Below are 17,858 nucleotides of genomic sequence, written 5' to 3'. Positions count from 1 at the left end.
TATGAAAAACTCGAAGGTTAGCCTTGTGATTCTTGAACTTAAAAATATTTCAAAAACTTATCCTTCCGGACGGAAGGCCTTACAAAATATTTCTTTTAAAATAGAAGAAGGCGAAATTGCAGCAGTAATAGGTTTATCGGGAGCTGGAAAATCTACCATGCTTCGATGTATAAACCGCTTGGTTGAGCCGGATGAGGGAGAAATTATTTTTTTGGGAGAAAAAATAAACAGGCTTAAAGGAAAAGAATTAAGGCAATACCGCTCAAAGATAGGAATGATTTTTCAAAATTATAATCTGGTCGAGCGTCTTAATTCAGTCGAAAATGTTCTGCACGGCTGCCTCGGCTCAATCCCTTCTTACCGGGGAGCTCTAGGCCTTTATACCGAAGAAGAAAAAGAAAAAGCCTTTGCTCTTTTAAAAACCGTGGGCATGGAAGAATTTGCTTTTCAAAGATGCAGCGAATTAAGCGGAGGCCAAAAACAAAGAATAGGAATTGCAAGAGCCTTAATGCAAAATCCGAAGCTTTTATTATGTGATGAGCCCATAGCCTCCCTTGACCCTCAGTCGGCAGAAACGGTTTTAAATTATATTAAAGAATTTGCAGTAAATAAAAACATTGCCTGTCTTATAAGTCTGCACCAAATGGAAGCTGCAAAAAAAATATGCCGACAGAATCATCGCGCTCAATAACGGAAAAATAGTTTTTGACGGAAGACCGGATTCCCTAAACGATGAAGTCTTGCATAAAGAAATTTTTACAAGTGTTTCTATGGACAGCGGGGAAAAAGTCCTATGAAGTTCGACTTAAAAATTTACTCTGAGGACAAAAAGAAAAGACATTATCATAAAAAAGAAACTTCATACTCTTGGGAAAAAAAACAAATTTTTTTTGCAAGAAAAAAACTAAAGGCAATCATTATTCTTTTAAGTCTTGTTTTAATATATTATTTTGCATCAAATATAACCGGTTTTAAAGATATTAAAGCGGTTCTTAAATTTCCCCTTGCAATAACTTGGCTTATAAAAAACTTTATACCCGACAATGAAAGTTTAAAACATATTCCGCTTATAATAAAAACTTTGGGTGAGACCTGTGTAATAGCTGTCTCGGCAACGACTGCGGCGGCATTTTTTGCCCTTATCTTAGCCCTCCTCGGTTCTCAAACCACAGGAATAAATAAACCCTTTACAATAATCCTTACCCTTATAGCTTCGTTTTTAAGAAATATTCCGCTGGTAGCGTGGACAATGCTTTTATTGTTTTCATTTAAACAAAATAATTTTACAGGCTTTTTAGCCCTCTTTATAATTACCTTGGGCCATCTGGTAAGGGTTTTTAAGGAGATGATAGAAGAAACGAGTGAAGAATCCTTTACGGCACTGCGGGCTGCCGGTGTTCCGTATTTTCCGGCCCTCTTTAATGCCGTATTCCCAAGCATAGCACCCGGCCTTGTTTCGTGGCTCTTATACACAGTCGAAACGAATGTGAGGGACTCTGCTCTAATAGGAATTCTAACCGGAACGGGAATAGGTTTTTTATTTAACCTTTATTTTAAAAGTTTCCGTTATAACAGTGCAGGCTTAATTATTCTATGCCTTGTAATCATAGTTTTACTCATCGACATTCTTTCAAACAAAATAAGGAGAGTTCTTCTATGATTGAACGAGCAAACAAAATTAAAAAAATAAAGATAAGAAAATTCTCAAAACAAAGAGGCTTAATTTTATTTGTTCTTATTTTTTTATCCTGTCTTACAATTATAACTTTATTTAAAATAGAAAAACCCGACTATGGAATTCAAAAGGCATTTTTACAATTTACCGAATATTCAAAAGATTTGCTTTTTTACCCTAAGCTGTCTCAAAAATATTCTTATGCGGAAATATTTTTTTCTCTTTTGGTGAGTTTAAGCCTTGCCCTTTTAACCACCGTGTTCGGAGTGGTGCTTGCTTTCTTTTTAGGGATAGTCGCTTCGGAAAATCTTTCAAACAAGTATCTTGTAAAAATCATAAGAACGGCAATGTCCCTTATCCGCTCCGTGCCTACAATTATTTGGGTCTTAATATTTTCGGTAGTTGCAAACATAGGAGCAGAGGCTGCCGTCCTCGGTATGAGCTTTCACAGCACAGCCTATCTCGTAAAAGGTTTTTCGGAAAGCTTTGACGGCATAGACAAAAAAACGATTGAGGCCTTAAAAGCCTGCGGGGCAAGCTACATCGAAATTATAAGTCAGGCAGTTCTTCCCGCTTCGATAAATAATCTAATCTCGTGGAGCTTTTTTAGATTCGAGATTAACTTTGGAAATGCGGTTGCCGTAGGAGCTGCTGCAGGAGCCGGCGGAATAGGTTATGAGCTTTTTATGGCCGGCTCCTTAAATTTTAATATGAGTGAAGTCGGATTTATATCTTATCTTATTTTCGGAACGGCAATTATTTTGGAAATCTCTTCAACAAGGATAAGAAACAAGATTAGGCATTAAGGCATCTTGTAAAAAAACTTTTTGTATTTTTACAAGATGCCTGACGGGGCAGAAAGAATAAGAAAAAAATTCAAACTGCCCCCGTTCGTATTGAAACAAAAAATTACTTTGCGTTATTCTCAACAATTTTTACTACAAGTTCAATTCCCTTTTCGAATGCTCTTGTGGGGATAAACTCAAAGCGGCCGTGAAAATTATAACCTCCTGCAAAAAGGTTAGGACATGGAAGTCCCATAAAAGAAAGGCGGGCTCCGTCAGTTCCTCCCCTGACCGGTACTATATTGGGTTCAATACCTATATCAATCATAGATTTTTTTGCAAGCTCAATTATTTCCATGTGAGGTTCGATTTTTTCTTTCATATTGTAATAGGAATCTTTTATTTCCATTTTGATTATATTGCCGTATTTTTTATTTAAAAAATCAACCGCAGCCTTCATGAGTTCTTTTTTGTGAAGGAAACTTTCCATAAAGTGATCGCGGATAATGTAAGACATCTTTGTAAAATCAACGCTTCCTTCGATTGAAGTTAAATGAATAAAGCCTTCATAACCTTCGGTGTATTCCGGTTTTTGTTCTTCGGGAAGCATATTTTCCAATTCTCTGGCCGCAGAAAGAGAATTAACCATCATATTCTTTGCAGAACCCGGGTGCACATTCTTTCCTTGAATTTCTATTTTAACGCTTGCGGCATTAAAGTTTTCGTATTCGAGTTCACCCAAGGGACCGCCGTCTACAGTATAGGCAAAGTCCGCTCCGAATTTTTTTACATCAAAAAGATCGGCGCCTCTTCCGATTTCCTCATCGGGTGTAAAGCCTATTTTTATTTCACCGTGTTTAATTTCGGGATGAGCCAAAAGATATTCTATAGCACCCATGATGATTGTAATACCGGCCTTATCGTCTGCACCCAAGAGGGTTGTTCCGTCGGTTGTAATAATCTCCTGACCTTCAAGCTCTTTTAAGAAAGGAAAATCTTTGACGGTCATGGTGTACTCATCGTTGAGTTTAATATCTCCGCCCTTGTACACAAAGACTTTCGGGTTTACGCACTTACCGTCCAAATCGGGAGCCGTGTCCATGTGGGCTATAAAACCGATTGCGGGAACCTTTTTATCGGTGTTGGAAGGGATTGACGAATAAACATAACCGTGTTCATCCTGTTCGGCCTTTAAGCCCATATCGGTCAATTCTTTTACAAGATATTTTCCCAGCTCAAGCTGTCCGGGAGTGCTGGGACAGCACTCATTTTCTTCGTTAGACTTAGTGTCCATCGAAATGTATTTTTTAAATCTTTCAAGATAATCCATAATGCCTCCATACAAATATTAAGTTTTACGGCTTACAACCTAACACTTTTACTGTATTGTGTAAAGAGGGGATAAGATATCCGTTCCGTCTTATGTCCGTTCTATGTACTTATTGACAATATCGGTTCCGATATATTATACTATTTTGTAAGATTAAGTTTACAATATTTAGGAGGCATTGAAGTAGTTATGTTTAAGATACAAAAGGATGCCGGGGATATTTTTAAATCTATCAGGCTTAAAAGAATGTTCGGAGGATTTTTTTTGCTTTCGGATGAGTTTTTGACGGTTGTTCCGGGTTACTACATAGGTCTTGCCGTAGATGAGTTAAAAAATTCTACTATGACGCAAAGTTCCCTTATTGCATATGTTGTAAAGATAATTTTTTTCACTTTTTTGGGATATTTCTTTTCTTCAATGTTTATGTTTTTTATTCATAATTCCGGGAACAGGGCGGCCTATCTTTTTAGAAAAAAAATAATTTCTTCGGTTTTAAAAAAGACTCCGCCGTTTTTTAAAAAATATACTTCAGGCGATATTTTGGCACGCACCTCAAATGATGTTGCTGCCGTAGAAAATTATTTTGCTAGCGGCTTTGTAATGCTGATGGATTCCTTTGCCTATCCCGGAGTTACAATTTTTATGATGTCGGTTTTAATTTCATGGAAGCTGACCCTTGCAGTAGTCCTTCCAATACCGCTTATAACTCTTATTTATTTTTATTTGGGTAAAGTAATAAAGGATAGAACGAGTAAAACCTATGCGGAATTTTCCAAGGTCAACCAAGGTATTTTGGAGCTTGCCGAAGGAATAAAACTTATCCGTTGTTACGTGAATGAACAAGTCAGGTTAAAAAAACTTTCTTCAATTGTTAAAAATTATTTTTCGGTTCTTTATGCACAAGTTAAACTCACTTCCTTTTTACAGCCGTGTACAGCCTTTATTACAAATCTTTGTATCATAATAGCCTTTTGCTACGGAGGCTATCTTGTTCGCATAGGAGAAATTACTTCAGGCAATCTTGTTTCGTTTTTTGTTTTTGTCGGAATAATTGCATGGAGCGGAATGGCAAGCGGCTTTTACTTACAAATTCAAAAGTCGGCAGATGCAGCTATCGACAGAATAAATGCTCTTATAAAAGATAACAACGAATTTCCGCCCATGGAAAACAAAGAAAAAATCGAAAGAGTAGAAAAAATTTCTTTTAAAAATTTCAGCTTTGCGTATTCCGATTCCGAAAAGAAAGTTTTACAGGATATTTCTTTTGAAATTTCACAAGGAGAAATTTTAGGGATTACCGGAAAAACCGGTTCGGGTAAAACAAGTTTGATAAAACAATTTTTCAGCCTGTATCCTCAAAATGAAAATATATTCGTAAATAATATTCCCTTAAAAAATTGCGATATTTTTTCTTTTAGAAATAAGACCGCTTATGTAAGTCAGCGTCCTCAACTTTTATCGGGAACCGTTTGCGAAAACTTGTGTTTTTATGAAAAGGAAATTGAAAAAGAAAAAATATTAAAGGTTTTGGAAGCAGCTGACGTAAAAAACGACATCGAAAAACTTACAAACGGAATCGATACAAAAATAGGAGAAAAGGGAGTTATGCTTTCGGGAGGACAAAGACAGCGAATTGCCCTTGCCCGTGCTCTTCTTAAGGAGCCGGAAGTTTTAATTTTGGATGATGCCATTTCTGCCGTCGATGCAGACACCGAAGTTAAGATAATCGAAAACCTAAAAAAATCTTCTTCATTTAATATCTGCATTATATCGGCACACCGTCTTTCGGCTGTTCAGCATGCAGACAAAATAATTGTGCTTGATGACGGTAAAATTATTCAACAAGGAACACACGAAAAACTTATAAAAGAAGGCGGCTGGTATGCGGAGCAGTTTGAGTACCAGCACAGCCATTCTGCGGAACTTATGCAAGCTGAAGATGCAGACCTGCAAATTGACGGAGGAAAAAAAGATGAAAGATAAGACCAATAAACTCAAAGTAAATTACAGATTTTTTCTTTCGTACCTAAAATACTGCAAGGCTTATGTTTTTGCAGCCTTTGTTGCAGTAGGAATTTTTATTGCATCTTCAGCCTATCTTCCTACAATTACGGCAAGCGTTATAAATGCCGACCTTGTAAATATGCCGGATTTAAAAGATTTTTTAATTAAACACGCTCTTTTGTTTTTTGGGACTGCTCTTTTATTTTTCTTATCGATGTATGTAAAAACATTGCTTTTTAGAAAAATTGCAAATACTGCCTGTGAGCATATTCAAATGGATATGGCCGGTCATCTTTTAAATTTAAAGATGAAACATTTTGATGAAATGACTTCGGGAAATATAATGAGCCGTTTTTCTTCCGATGTAAATGCAGTAGGAGATTTATACTTCTCGGTTTTAGGCGAGGTATTTAGTGTAATTTTATTGTGCATAGTTTTATATATCCGTTTGGCATTTATGAGCCTATATCTTTTTGGAGCGAGTTTTGCCTACCTGCCGATTATTTATTTTCTTGCTTGGTATTATTTAAAAAAAGCCGACAAGCCGACACGCGATTATAGGAATTCAATCGGAGAGTTAAGCGGATTTTTTAATGAAAGCATTAATTCTATTGAAAGCGTGCAAGCTTTTTGTGCAGAGGAAAAAATAGAAAAAGAATTCGATAAATTTAATCTTCCGGCCTATACTTCAAAACGGAAAATGGTTTTACTTTCAGGACTTTTTTCTTGGAATATTATTGCAAGAATCAGGACACTAATTTACGCCGCCCTCTTGGGAGTATTCGGGTATCTGTATTTTCAGGGAGCTTATTTTCTTGTCGGTACTCTTGTAATCGCTATAAGTTATAACAAGGAAATAACAGATGTCTTTTTAAAATTATTTATGCAGATAAATATTTACAAAAACGCTTTTGTTGCGGCGGGAAGAGTTTCGGAGATAATCAATTTTGAACATGAAAGAACAAACGGCTCTCCTTATTCACCCCTGGGTGATATAAAATTTTCAAACACTCAATTTGAATACAAGGAAGGTATTCCGATTTTAAAAGGGCTTGATTTTAATGCGGAAGACGGGATGACCATAGCCTTTGTCGGAAAAACCGGCTGCGGAAAATCTACGATTATGAATTTGATTTTAGGTTTTTATGAAAATTCCGGCGGTGAAGTTTTAATTGACGGGAAAGATATACGCTCGCTTGAATTAAAAACTCTGCGTTCCAAAATTGCAGTGGTCTTGCAGGAACCATATCTTTTTAGCGGAACGATTTTTGACAACATAAGTTTAAACGATCCTTTTATAAACAGGGAATCTTGCGAAAAAGCTTTAAAGGCTGTAGGCGGTATAAACATTATAGGCCGTTCGGAAAAAGGTTTGGATGCCGAAGTGAGCGAAAACGGAAAAAACTTTTCGGAAGGTGAGAGGCAGATTATCTGTTTTGCCCGTGCCATGGTAAGGGATCCTAAAATTCTGATCTTAGATGAGGCTACGGCAAACATTGACACCGAAACCGAAAAATTTATAAATGCAGGTATCGAAGTTTTAAAGAAGGGTCGCACCACACTTATAATTGCACACCGTCTTTCTACAGTAAAAAATGCCGATATAATAAATGTAATCGATGACGGCAAATTATTGGAATCGGGAACTCACGAAGAACTTATTGCCCTAAATTCCAAATACGCCGAATGGTACAGACTGCAAAAGTAAAATCAGTCTTTTATTATTGTCATATCGTTTGCCTGATATTCAGGCATAAAGCGTTTTATAAGGCCGGTTTCAAATTGGATATTTACTACAAGTTCTCCGCTTGAAGCATCGGCCTTAATTATTGCCCCGTAGCCGTAATCATCGTGATAAATTTTTTCTCCCTTCTTCCATTTGGAAAGAAGGGGATGCTCTTCTTTTTTTGTGCTAAAATCGGCAGGTATTTGTTTCCCGAAACTTCCTGAAAAAGTAGAATAAGAAGATGAGGCCTCCGAGATGTTTACAAGGCCTTGATCTATTTCGAAGATAAAGCGGCTTGGCTGGGTAAAGCTTAGGCTGCCGTAAAGGCGGCGGGAAGCACAGCTTGTCATGTAGAGAGCATCCTTTGCACGGGTGCAGGCTACATACATAAGTCTTCTTTCTTCTTCAAGCTCATCGAAGTTTCCGTTGTCGCGGGGAAAGACTCCCGTTTCAAGGCCCGTGATAATTACGTTTTTAAATTCCAAGCCCTTCGTGTTATGAATGGTAATGAGGTTTACGGAATCTTTTTTTTCTTCGGAGCCGGCAAGGCTTCTATCCAATTCGATGTGTTCTAAAAATTCGCTCAAGCCCTTTACCGAAAAATCGTAAAGCGATGCTGTGTTTGCAAGCTCATTTAAGTTCGCCGTCTTTTGAGTGCCGGAGGCAGAGTCTACCGATTCGTAATATTCGGCAAAGCCCGATTGTTTTAAAACCTCATAGATAAAAGGAGCTAAGCCTTCGCCCTTCGGTTCTTCTTTTTTAAAAAAGATGTCTCCGGCTTCTATTATACTGCGTAATTCCTTTATGGTGTTTAAAAAATTCTTTAAGCCTTCTTTTGCTTTTTTTGTGAGGGAGACCGAATTAATGAGGGCAGACATGGCCGAGATATAATCGTCCTTGGACTCCAACATGAGCTCATCGCTTTTTTGAGAAAACATAAGTTCTCGGGAAAGATCGATTAATTTTTTTTGAGTAATTTCTCCTACACCTCGTGCAGGTTTATTTATGATACGCCTTAAAGCAACCTCGTCCCTTCCGTTTGAGATAAAGGCAAGAACGGCAAGCGCATCCTTTATTTCTTCACGCTCATAAAATTTTAAAGTACCTATAACCTGATATGGAATTTTTTTGTGTAAAAAATCCGTTTCAAAATTTAAGGATTGGGCGTTAGTCCTGTACAAGACAGCCCAGTCGGAATATGCTCCTCCGTTTTCGACTTCTTGCGATATAAGGCGGGCACAAAGTTCCGCCTCGGTTTCCTGATTAGGCAAAAAATAAATATGAGGTTTTTGACCCTTTCCTCTTTCGGCAACAAGGGTCTTACCGAGACGGCCCGTATTCTTTTTTACAACGGAATCTGCGACTGCAAGAATTTCCGAGTATGAGCGGTAATTTTTTTCGAGCCTTATTATTTTTGTGTTTTTAAAAGTATCGGCAAAGGTTAATATGTTTTGAACTTCGGCACCGCGGAAACGGTAGATTGATTGGTCATCGTCTCCTACAACGCAGATATAAGTATTTTCTCCTGTGAGGACTTTTAAGAATTCAAATTGGGCTATGTTCGAGTCCTGATATTCATCGACCATTATTACGGAAAACCGGTTTTGAAGAGATGTTCTTATTTGAGGGTTTTCTTTTAAGAGCATAACGGGAATCATGATGAGATCTCCGAAGTCTACGTTTCCGGTTTCTTTTAATCTCTTTTGATATTCGGCATAGATTTTTGCAAATTCGGGATTAGGATCGACTTCCTGTAAAAGCGGATCATCGGGAAGAAGGCAATAATCCTTTGCACGCGAAATTTTTTTTATGATACCGCGGGCAGCATTTTTTGTAAGAGTGGGGGAGGCTTGGGTCAAAAGGGAAAGAGAGTCGTCATCATCATAGATTGTAAAATTATGAGAGAGCCCTGCCCATTCCGCATACATGCGTAGTATCCATGCTCCAAATGAATGAAAGGTTCTGATCATTGCCCTCTCCGCTCTTTTATCCAGATGAGCCGCTCTTTCGGACATTTCTTTGGCAGCCTTGTTTGTAAAGGTTACGGCAAGGATCCGTTCAGGTCCGATATTATGTTCGGCAATAAGGTATGCAATCTTAGTTGTAATAACCCGTGTTTTTCCGGAGCCTGCGCCCGCAAGAATCAAAAGAGGAGAGCCTTGATGCTTAACAGCTGCAAGCTGCTCTTCATTAAGAATGTTCAAATAATCCGGTTGAGCCAAAACAATCCTCCGCAAAATTAAGGTTTTGCATTTTAGCACGTTTTTATGGATTGTACAAGGGAAAGATCGGCTCCCAAAATACAAAATACTTGAATAAATTTAAAGAAAACTTCTAAAAATCTGAAGTTCCCTATAACTGGAATTTTTATGCAATAACCGTTTTTATCTCTTTTAAAGTATTAGCATAATTTTCTTTAAACTTTGCAAGAAATCCTTCAAGCAATTCAATGTTTGCAAGAGTTTTAATATTTGAAGGTTCAACCAAAAACTTTTCGATATTTTTTGCAGAGTCGCCCAAGATGTTTGCACCGACCGTATAGGAACTTCCCTTTATCTTGTGTGCCGTTTTCCGTACATTTTCACGCAAGGTCTCATCGCTTAAAACAGCTTCGGCACTTGCATCTAAAATAAATTTTAAACGATCCATTTCGGCCTCATCTTTTTCATAGGCTTCGATAAAGGTTTCAAGTAAGCTCATGTATATTTCCATGTCCCCGTCTACAAGCTCCATTGCCGCTGTTTTATCTAAATACATATCTTCTCCCAAATACGAAGATAAACAGCCCGACAGAATCCATGCCGAACTGTTTATCATTCCGTCAATAAAATCTATTTTAAATTTGTCATCAGCCTATTAAGCCTCTTTACAAAATCCACTGGAGCCTTTAGCTCTCCGCTTTCGACCAAAAGCGCTTGTTCTAAAAGGAGGTTAGACATATCTTCTACAAATTCTTTATCTTCCGAATCCTTTAATTTTTGAACTAAGGGATGGTCGGCATTTACTTCCAAAATCGGTTTTACGGAACTCGTATTAAACTGCCCCATTGCCTTCATCATCCTTTCCATCTGCAAACTGGGATCGGTTTCGTCCACTACTATACATGAAGGAGAATCGGAAAGCCGTTTTGAAAAGCGTACCTCTTTTACTTTATCGCCGAGAACCTCTTTAATCTTTTCGAGTACGGGCTTAAAGTCCTTTTCTTTTTTTTCAGCTTCCTTAGTTTCTTCTTCGGTATTAAGCTCCTTATCGGAACCGGCTCTGTTTGCCGCTTTTAATTCCCATTCCTTGTATTTTCCCAATGAAGGGATAACTATATCGTCAATCTCATCGGGCATAATTAAAACTTCAAATCCTTTTTGCTTGTAGACTTCAAGATGAGGAGATTGGCGCAAGGTCTTTTCGTCTTCACCTGTGATGTAGTAGATAGCTTTTTGATCGCTTTTCATTCTTGAAACATAATCAGCAAAGCTCGTCCACTCGTCCTCTTTTACTTCAGGTGAAGTCGTTTTAAAGCGTACCAAGTCGGCTAGTTCTTCTCTATGTTCATAGTCGCTGTACAAGCCTTCCTTTAAAGGGCGGTTAAATTCGCTTACGAATTTATTGTATTTTTCTTTGTCGTTTTCGGCGAGCTTTTTAAACTCTCCTAAAAGTCTTTTTACCGAAGCATTTTTTATGCTTGAAAGAATTCTATTTTGCTGTAAAATTTCGCGGCTTACGTTTAGGGGTAAATCTTCACTGTCTATAACACCTCTTACAAAACGGAGGTACGTGGGCAAAAGTTCTTTTTCATCATCCGTAATAAAGACCCTCTTTACGAATAGCTTAACGCCCGGTTTATAATCCGCATGGAACATATCGAAGGGTGCTTTCGACGGAACATAAAAGAGGGTTGTGTATTCTTGAGTTCCTTCCGCCTTTGTGTGTACATAAAGGAGAGGGTCTTGGGAATCGTGTGAAAGGGATTTATAAAAGTTAAAATAATCTTCTTCTTTTAATTCCGATTTTGGTCTTTGCCAAAGAGCTCCGGCATCGTTTATCTGTTCGGTTTTAAAGGTTTCCGATTTTACTTTGCCCTTATCGTCATATTGCTTTTCGGTAAAATGAAGATAGATTGGGAATGCGATGTGGTCGGAATAGGTTTTAATTATTTCTTCGATACGCCATCGAGTAGCATATTCCGAATCTTCATTGTTTAGGTGAAGGATAACGCAGGTTCCGTTTGCTCCTTCGGGCACATCATCTATTATGGGGAAGGCCGTATCGTCAACCTTTTCCAGATCGTAGGAACCCTTTCCGTCCGAAGTCCATTTCCAAACATTGCTTTCACCTGCTTTTTTGGAAATAACGTCGATGGTAGATGCTGCCATAAAGGCCGAATAAAAGCCTACACCGAATTGCCCTATAAGATTGGAATCTTTTTTATCGGCCGCTGCAAGCTGATCTAAAAAAGCCTTTGTTCCGGATCTTGCTATCGTTCCCAAATTATTTTTTAGATCTTCCTCGTTCATACCCAAGCCGGTATCCCGTATGGTAAGCGTATTGGCTGTGTCGTCAAAACAGATATCGATTCTGGGCTCGAATTTAATCTGCTTATAAGCCTCATCGGAAAGGGTCAAATACTTTAACTTGTCTAATGCATCCGAAGCATTTGAGACAAGCTCCCTTAAAAAGATTTCCTTGTTTGAATAAAGCGAATGAATAATGAGCGACAAAAGCTGGTTCACTTCAGTTTCAAACTTGTACTGTGCCATATCAACCTCCAAAAAAAATAAGCTTGAGGGATTTTCAAATCCCGAGCATTGTTTTTTTACGCACTTTCGTAATGAAATGAGAAAGTGCATATTATATCAAAATAAACCGCAAAGGGGTATTTAAAAATGTAATATTAAATCAATATGTTTTAAAAAGTAATAAATTATCAGTAAAAAGGCAAGAGGATGGAATTGTATTCGTGCGGTTAATATCCGCCATTTCTCGGTAATGCTTGCATCGGGGGTGTTGATTTATATGGAAAATCATCTCTTTTCAAAGCCTTAAAAAAGATGTATAATAAAAGACATGGCTAATGATATGCAAAATAAGGAGTGGGAGCTTTTTGATGCCGTTGATTATATCCTAAATAGGGCCGGGGAAAGGGAAATAGAGGTGATTGCAGCTGCCTTGGAACGGAAAAGAAATGAGGCTTCAGCTTCAAGTCCCCTTGCAGCTATAAATCCGGAAAATATGGCAAAGCAAATGTCCGAATCCATCAACAAGTCGATTCAGTCAAGTCTTGAAGGCGTACGTCACACTTTCCGTGATTTTGCGGCCGATATGCTTTTAAAGGAAGCTCCGGAACTTTCTGAGGATCAGATGAAGGCTCTTATCGACTCTTGGATTCCCGAACAAGGTTCCTATGACGGAACTATAAAAAGTCTTGCAAAAAACGGAAAAGTTGACGGCATTCCTGCCGATGTATTATACGGAATGATTTTGCAATTTGTTTCTTACAGTATAGGCGAAATGAGTGCAAAAGAAAACGATGAGTTAAAAACTACTATGGGGAATTGGACTGAAAAATATTGGAGCCGTTTTCCTATGAGGATAAAACAGGAGATAAAAAGTTTTATCAATGGGGAAATTACGTCCGGTGAATTCCGAAAGAATATAACTGCTCTGATTTCTTAAAAAGGAGTGATTAAAATGAACAAAGCAATGGCCGGTGAAGACCGCAAAGAAATAGACGAAGTTTTCGGCAAAATAGGTGAAATTCAAAAAAAAATTGCAATAAGGAAGATAACCGAAATGGAGGAATCCTTGGAAAAACTTGAAGAAGAGTTGACTTATATTATTAACACCCATTCAAATATATTGACGGAAAATTGACGGAGTTTTTTATGAAAGAAAAATCAAAATTTATCTTATCGGTTTGCTTTGTTTTTTTTAGCTTATTAAGTCTTCATCCCGAGCTTTCTTTTGAATCTGCCGATATAAATAATGAAGGAGATATTTTATTCGAGATCAAAACGAATGCTTGTGACGACTATTCATATAAAACTCTTTTTAAGTATTCACATGAAAAAAATAAAATAGAACAGCTTACATTTTTTCCCGAAAAGTTGCAGCTTTTAGGGAACAATAAATTTTTACAAGTTTCAAACCGCTTCGGTATTATAAGGCTTGATCTTAATTCCGGGGCTGTTGATTTTAATTCGGATTTTGAACCTCTTTCAGCATCCAATTCGTCAAAGATAGGAGCTTTTAACAATATAAAATCAAGCCCTGACGGAAGATGGCTTACATTGGTAGAGCCTGAATCCCTTGTTTTCGGTCGGCTCGTACTGGTTGACACCCATACGGGCCGAAGATATATATTGAGTAACAAAACCGTCCGAAATGATCTTCCCGTATCCTGGTCGCCTGATTCAAAAATTATTTTGTATGAAGACGATTCGATAATCTATTTTGCACGGCCTGAATGGTTTTCTGCAGCTTCTTTTCCCGATAAGAATTTTAGAAAACTTTCTCAAGGCAAAATAAAAAATTTAAAATGGATTTCTTCCTCGGAATTTGTTTTTTTATCGGGGAATGCCCTTTATAAGGCTTCCTCTATAGAGCTTTTTACAAAGGCTTTTTACGCTCCATTATTTTCGACAGGAAAACTTGCGGCAAAAATACCTTCGGATTTTTCTCAGACCTTTGATTCCATTTTTATAGCACCTGACGGTAAGACCGCCGTTTTTGTTAAAGACAAAAGAAATGTTTACCATATTAAACTGGATGGGGACGATTATATAAATGTTTACTCCTCAGACTCTATTCCTTATTTATTGCTTCCGGGGAATACTGCTGAAGTCTATGTTCATTGGAAAGATAATTCTCCGATTGTTTTTGCCGAAGGCCTTGAAGGCGGAGCAAAAATTTTAAGGGCATGGCAAATTCCTCCTTCTTCTTCAAGTTTTGAAAGGATTCCCATTTTAGAAAAAAGCTCGTTTTTAGCAGCCTCTCCTAATTTTGAAGTTGCCGCTTTTAAGGAAGATGAGGGCATAGTTTTTTATGATACTTCACATACGGAAGAAAACGGAGGCTCTTCATGGAAAAAGATAAATGTTTTTTCCGATGAAAAAATCTTTTCGGCTGTTTGGAAAAATAACTTTACCGTTTTTTTAGGCGGTGAAAATTATATTTACGAGTATAGTTTTAAGGATAGCTTTTCGGACATAAGTAAGAAAAAAATTTCCGTTTCGGCTATGCAGGATTATAGCTGGTCGGATTCAGGCAAGGAAATTTTAATAAGTTTAAAAAGCAGCCCTAATGATGAGCCCGATAGTGAGCTTTCGGCCTCCGATAGTGTAGAAATTTTGCAATACATTTCAAATTTAACATGGACACTTTCTCCAAAAAAAATTATGCAAAAGAAAAACACAAATCTTTCAGATAGAATTTATATAGATTCAAATTCGGGCTATTTTTCAAATATGATTTATATCCGCCGCCTTAAAGATTTTATAACGCGCCCATTGTTGGAAGACGGAGGCTTTTTACGGGATCGGGATACGGCTCAAAAAAAATCTTCGTTTGAGAGTCTCAATTCTTCTTCCGTTTTTTCGCATGGAAGCCGGAACGGAAAAAAACGTGTTGCCTTGGTATTTGATGCCATGGACGATATGGACGGAATTGCGAGTATTCTTTATACCTTAAAAAAGAATAATATAAATTCAACTTTTTTTATAAACGGAGAAGCCATGAGGCAAAACCCCAATGCCGTAAAAGAGATTGTAAAAAGCGGACACCAGTGCGGTTCGCTCTTTTTTACCACATGGAATTTAAACGATACGGGTTATAGAATAGATGATAATTTTATAAAGCAGGGACTTGCCCGAAATGAAGATAATTTTTATTCTCTCACAGGTTCCGAGCTTTCTCTTATTTGGCATACCCCTCATTATATTTCTTCTTCTCTCATTGTAAATGCAGGAAAAAGTGCAGGCTATGTTTTTATTTCACCGGATGTGCGTGTGGCCGATTGGCTTAGTGCCGATGAAAAATTGACCGTACCGTCCCTTTATAAGTCTTCTGCGGAGCTGATTGAGGATATAGCTGATTCGGTTCAGCCTGGCTCCATAATTCCCATACGCATAGGTAAAGCTCTTTCAAGTAGAGGCGATTATCTTTACTATAGTTTGCAGCTTTTAATTGATGTTTTAACTGAGATGGGATATGAGATTACCGATGTAAGAACAGTACTGGGTTCTTAATAAAGTTGTCGATAAAATCTCTTGTAGGAAAGCCTCCAGAACATTTTAAAATTTGGAGGCTTTTTTAATTTCTTATTTAAAATTTTTATAGGTTGTTGAAGGATCGTAAAGGCCGGATCTTTTTTCTCCCTTAATTGACGGAATCGTTAAAATTATACCGGGTTCTACCCAGTTTGGATTTTTGGGGTCGGGGAGCTTATCCTTATTAGCCTCATATAGTTTGCGCCACATAAAGGGGTTTCCATATATTTCCTTTTTGGCTGCAATGTTCCACAAACAGTCCTTTTCTCCTCTCCAAGTTCTTACCCTATATTGAGAAGGGAGTTCTGCAAGGCCTGTGTTGTCTTTTCCCTTAACTACCGAAAGAGCATCTATTACTCTTTGGGCACATACGACTGCTACATCGTAGTTTTCGTTATCGAAGGCTATGCCCCCTGCATTTAAGGCTTCTTCCGCTGTTTTATAAGCATCAGGATATTTTTCTTCGGCTCCGTTCGCTTTTGCCCAAGTGAATCTTGTGCGGGCCTTGTTCATTTCTTGTTCGGCTTCGGTTTTAGCCAACATTCTTTGGATAAAGTCTGCCGATTGCTGTGCATAGCTTTCTGCAAGTTTTGAGTATTCTATTGAGGCTTCGTAATCTCCTTCATCATAGGCCTTTGCTGCAAGTTCCGTATAAGCCCTGCTTTTTCTTTGATATTCGTTGTCATCATAGGATACGGCAAAAAGAGGTATTAAAACCATCAAAAATATTAAGATTGTAATAAGCTTTTTCATTATTGGTTTCCTCCTTCGCTAGTTTGGCTGTTTTCAGGCTCATCTCCATGTGTGTTTATGTTTTCAACAGGTGCTCCGGTCTGAGGTGTAGAAAGGTTTTGTAAATCAAGCTCTCCTTCGGTAAATCCTTCTCCGGTTTCGGTCAATGGAGCTTCCTGATCGGCTTCTAAGGCCAAATCCGAGCTTTCTTGTTGCCGCTTTGCAGCTTCTGCCATTGCTTTTTCCGCTTCTGCTCGTTTTAAAGCTACTTCTTCGTATAGTTTTGCAAAGATTTTTGCAGCTTCATTATACGACTGGTAGGCTTCCTTATAGTTTGATCTGTCGGCGGCCGATTTTCCACGGTTATAGGTTCTTACAGCCTTGTTGTATTCTTCTTTTCTGCTTCTTGCTACTTTGATTGAATCACAGTCATCTTTATACTCTTTTGCGGTGTCTTTTGACGTTTTGGTAAATTCAAAATAACCCTTATTTACTACTTTTTTATAGAGTTGTAAGGCATCTTCCGAAGATTCTTTTGCCATTTTATAGTCTAAAGGATAATGATCTGATGTGTTGATCGAATATCTTTCGGCATCGACATAGTCTGTAGGGTTATATGCGGCAAAACCGTTAGTTTCTATCTCGGCTCGTAAATTAGCCGCTTCTGTAAGATTGCGAAGGGTTTCATATCTGATTATAGCTTCTTCGTATTTAGCTATAGCTTCTTTTAAGTTTCCTGCTTGAGCATCTGTGTCGGCCGTTTGTTTAACATCTTCCGCAGTTTTAAAGAAATCGGGATATGCTTTGTCTGCTTTCAAATCCATGGCTTTTTTTCTCGCCTGATTTACTTTTCCGTTTTTTCCTTGAAAAAGCTTAATTTTTGCAAGAAGAGGGTCTTCAGGTTTAACGGTTTCCTGTTTCGGAGTTTCGGGTTTTATTTCGACAACTTCCGGCTCTTCAATTTTCGGCTTCGGCTCAGCGTCTTGTGTTTTTTGTTTTGATGCACAGGCGGAAAACAAAATTAACACAAGGGCGGACAGAATAATGATCATTTTACAATTTTTTTTCATTGATACCTCCCATAAAAAGTTTTTGAAAAAATTATCAAATTTTTGAAAAAAGTTTTTTCAAGCAGTTTGTTTACAAACTGCATACAATAATGCGATGTTTGCCGGAAAGGCAAACTCGGCAGATAAACAGAGAGGCACCATTTGTGCCGAACTGTTTATTGCACCTCCCAATATATAAAATAATGATACTCTTTTTTTATTTTTTTCAAGCTCTAATTTTTTTTGTATTTATTTTTTAAAATTTTGCTATTTGTTGCAAAAAAAAACTATAAAAA

Annotated in this window: 13 protein-coding genes and 1 pseudogene; 8 read left to right on the top strand and 6 right to left on the bottom strand. The window is 37.7% G+C overall.

Annotated features, from left to right (window positions below):
* Positions 1-25 precede the first annotated feature (25 nt).
* The 3 genes and pseudogenes from phnC to JO40_RS00845 all read left to right on the top strand — a co-directional run bounded on the left by phnC (position 26) and on the right by JO40_RS00845 (position 2,481).
* Positions 26-797 (top strand): annotated as a pseudogene (phnC, locus tag JO40_RS00855) (phosphonate ABC transporter ATP-binding protein).
* Positions 794-1,660: an ABC transporter permease subunit gene (locus tag JO40_RS00850; protein WP_044977431.1), complete on the top strand. Its 867-nt coding sequence runs from the start codon at positions 794-796 to the stop codon at positions 1,658-1,660. The pseudogene phnC and the gene JO40_RS00850 overlap by 4 nt, the downstream one beginning before the upstream one ends.
* Positions 1,657-2,481: a PhnE/PtxC family ABC transporter permease gene (locus tag JO40_RS00845; RefSeq protein ID WP_044977429.1), complete on the top strand. Its 825-nt coding sequence runs from the start codon at positions 1,657-1,659 to the stop codon at positions 2,479-2,481. Before JO40_RS00850 ends, JO40_RS00845 begins: the two co-directional genes overlap by 4 nt.
* 103 nt (positions 2,482-2,584) lie before the next feature.
* Here the strand turns inward: JO40_RS00845 and pepT are convergent, their stop codons facing one another.
* Positions 2,585-3,790 (bottom strand): peptidase T, encoded by a 1,206-nt coding sequence (gene pepT / locus JO40_RS00840; protein WP_044977427.1) that lies wholly within the window; start codon positions 3,788-3,790, stop codon positions 2,585-2,587.
* A 189-nt stretch (positions 3,791-3,979) separates the two neighbouring features.
* On the opposite strand from pepT, the gene JO40_RS00835 reads away from it, so the two are divergent.
* Positions 3,980-5,773 (top strand): ABC transporter ATP-binding protein, encoded by a 1,794-nt coding sequence (locus JO40_RS00835; protein ID WP_044977425.1) that lies wholly within the window; start codon positions 3,980-3,982, stop codon positions 5,771-5,773.
* Positions 5,763-7,502, top strand: coding sequence for an ABC transporter ATP-binding protein (locus JO40_RS00830; protein WP_044977424.1), 1,740 nt, complete (start codon positions 5,763-5,765; stop codon positions 7,500-7,502). Before JO40_RS00835 ends, JO40_RS00830 begins: the two co-directional genes overlap by 11 nt.
* A gap of 2 nt (positions 7,503-7,504) precedes the next feature.
* Here JO40_RS00830 and JO40_RS00825 read toward each other — a convergent pair whose 3' ends face one another.
* The 3 genes from JO40_RS00825 to htpG all read right to left on the bottom strand — a co-directional run bounded on the left by JO40_RS00825 (position 7,505) and on the right by htpG (position 12,274).
* The gene (locus tag JO40_RS00825; protein ID WP_044977423.1) at positions 7,505-9,742 is read right to left on the bottom strand and encodes an ATP-dependent helicase; all 2,238 of its coding nucleotides are present in this window, start codon (positions 9,740-9,742) and stop codon (positions 7,505-7,507) included.
* Between the two features lie 145 nt (positions 9,743-9,887).
* Positions 9,888-10,277 carry an Hpt domain-containing protein gene (locus JO40_RS00820; protein ID WP_044979648.1) on the bottom strand — a complete coding sequence of 130 codons (390 nt, stop codon included), beginning with the start codon at positions 10,275-10,277 and terminating at the stop codon, positions 9,888-9,890.
* A 74-nt stretch (positions 10,278-10,351) separates the two neighbouring features.
* A complete protein-coding gene (htpG, locus tag JO40_RS00815) occupies positions 10,352-12,274 on the bottom strand; it encodes a molecular chaperone HtpG (RefSeq protein ID WP_044979647.1) in 1,923 nt (640 codons plus the stop codon).
* A 307-nt stretch (positions 12,275-12,581) separates the two neighbouring features.
* On the opposite strand from htpG, the gene JO40_RS00810 reads away from it, so the two are divergent.
* The 3 genes from JO40_RS00810 to JO40_RS00800 are packed head-to-tail and all read left to right on the top strand — an operon-like array spanning position 12,582 to position 15,760.
* Entirely contained in the window at positions 12,582-13,190 is a 609-nt protein-coding gene (locus JO40_RS00810; protein WP_044977420.1) for a hypothetical protein, read from the top strand.
* A gap of 15 nt (positions 13,191-13,205) precedes the next feature.
* The gene (locus tag JO40_RS00805; RefSeq protein ID WP_044977417.1) at positions 13,206-13,388 is read left to right on the top strand and encodes a hypothetical protein; all 183 of its coding nucleotides are present in this window, start codon (positions 13,206-13,208) and stop codon (positions 13,386-13,388) included.
* An 11-nt stretch (positions 13,389-13,399) separates the two neighbouring features.
* Positions 13,400-15,760, top strand: a complete 2,361-nt coding sequence (locus JO40_RS00800; protein WP_044977415.1) for a polysaccharide deacetylase family protein — start codon at positions 13,400-13,402, stop codon at positions 15,758-15,760.
* Positions 15,761-15,832: 72 nt separating this feature from the next.
* Here the strand turns inward: JO40_RS00800 and JO40_RS00795 are convergent, their stop codons facing one another.
* Together JO40_RS00795 and JO40_RS00790 are read right to left on the bottom strand one after the other, a co-directional pair.
* Positions 15,833-16,534 carry a hypothetical protein gene (locus tag JO40_RS00795; RefSeq protein ID WP_044977414.1) on the bottom strand — a complete coding sequence of 234 codons (702 nt, stop codon included), beginning with the start codon at positions 16,532-16,534 and terminating at the stop codon, positions 15,833-15,835.
* Positions 16,534-17,583 (bottom strand): hypothetical protein, encoded by a 1,050-nt coding sequence (locus JO40_RS00790; RefSeq protein WP_044977413.1) that lies wholly within the window; start codon positions 17,581-17,583, stop codon positions 16,534-16,536. The genes JO40_RS00795 and JO40_RS00790 overlap by 1 nt, the downstream gene beginning before the upstream one ends.
* Between the last annotated feature and the right edge of the window lie 275 nt (positions 17,584-17,858).

This window comes from Treponema putidum, assembly GCF_000755145.1.
Lineage (GTDB): Bacteria > Spirochaetota > Spirochaetia > Treponematales > Treponemataceae > Treponema_B > Treponema_B putidum.
The sequence above is the reverse complement of the archived record's forward strand: the minus strand, read 5'-3'. Positions and strand labels throughout refer to the sequence as shown.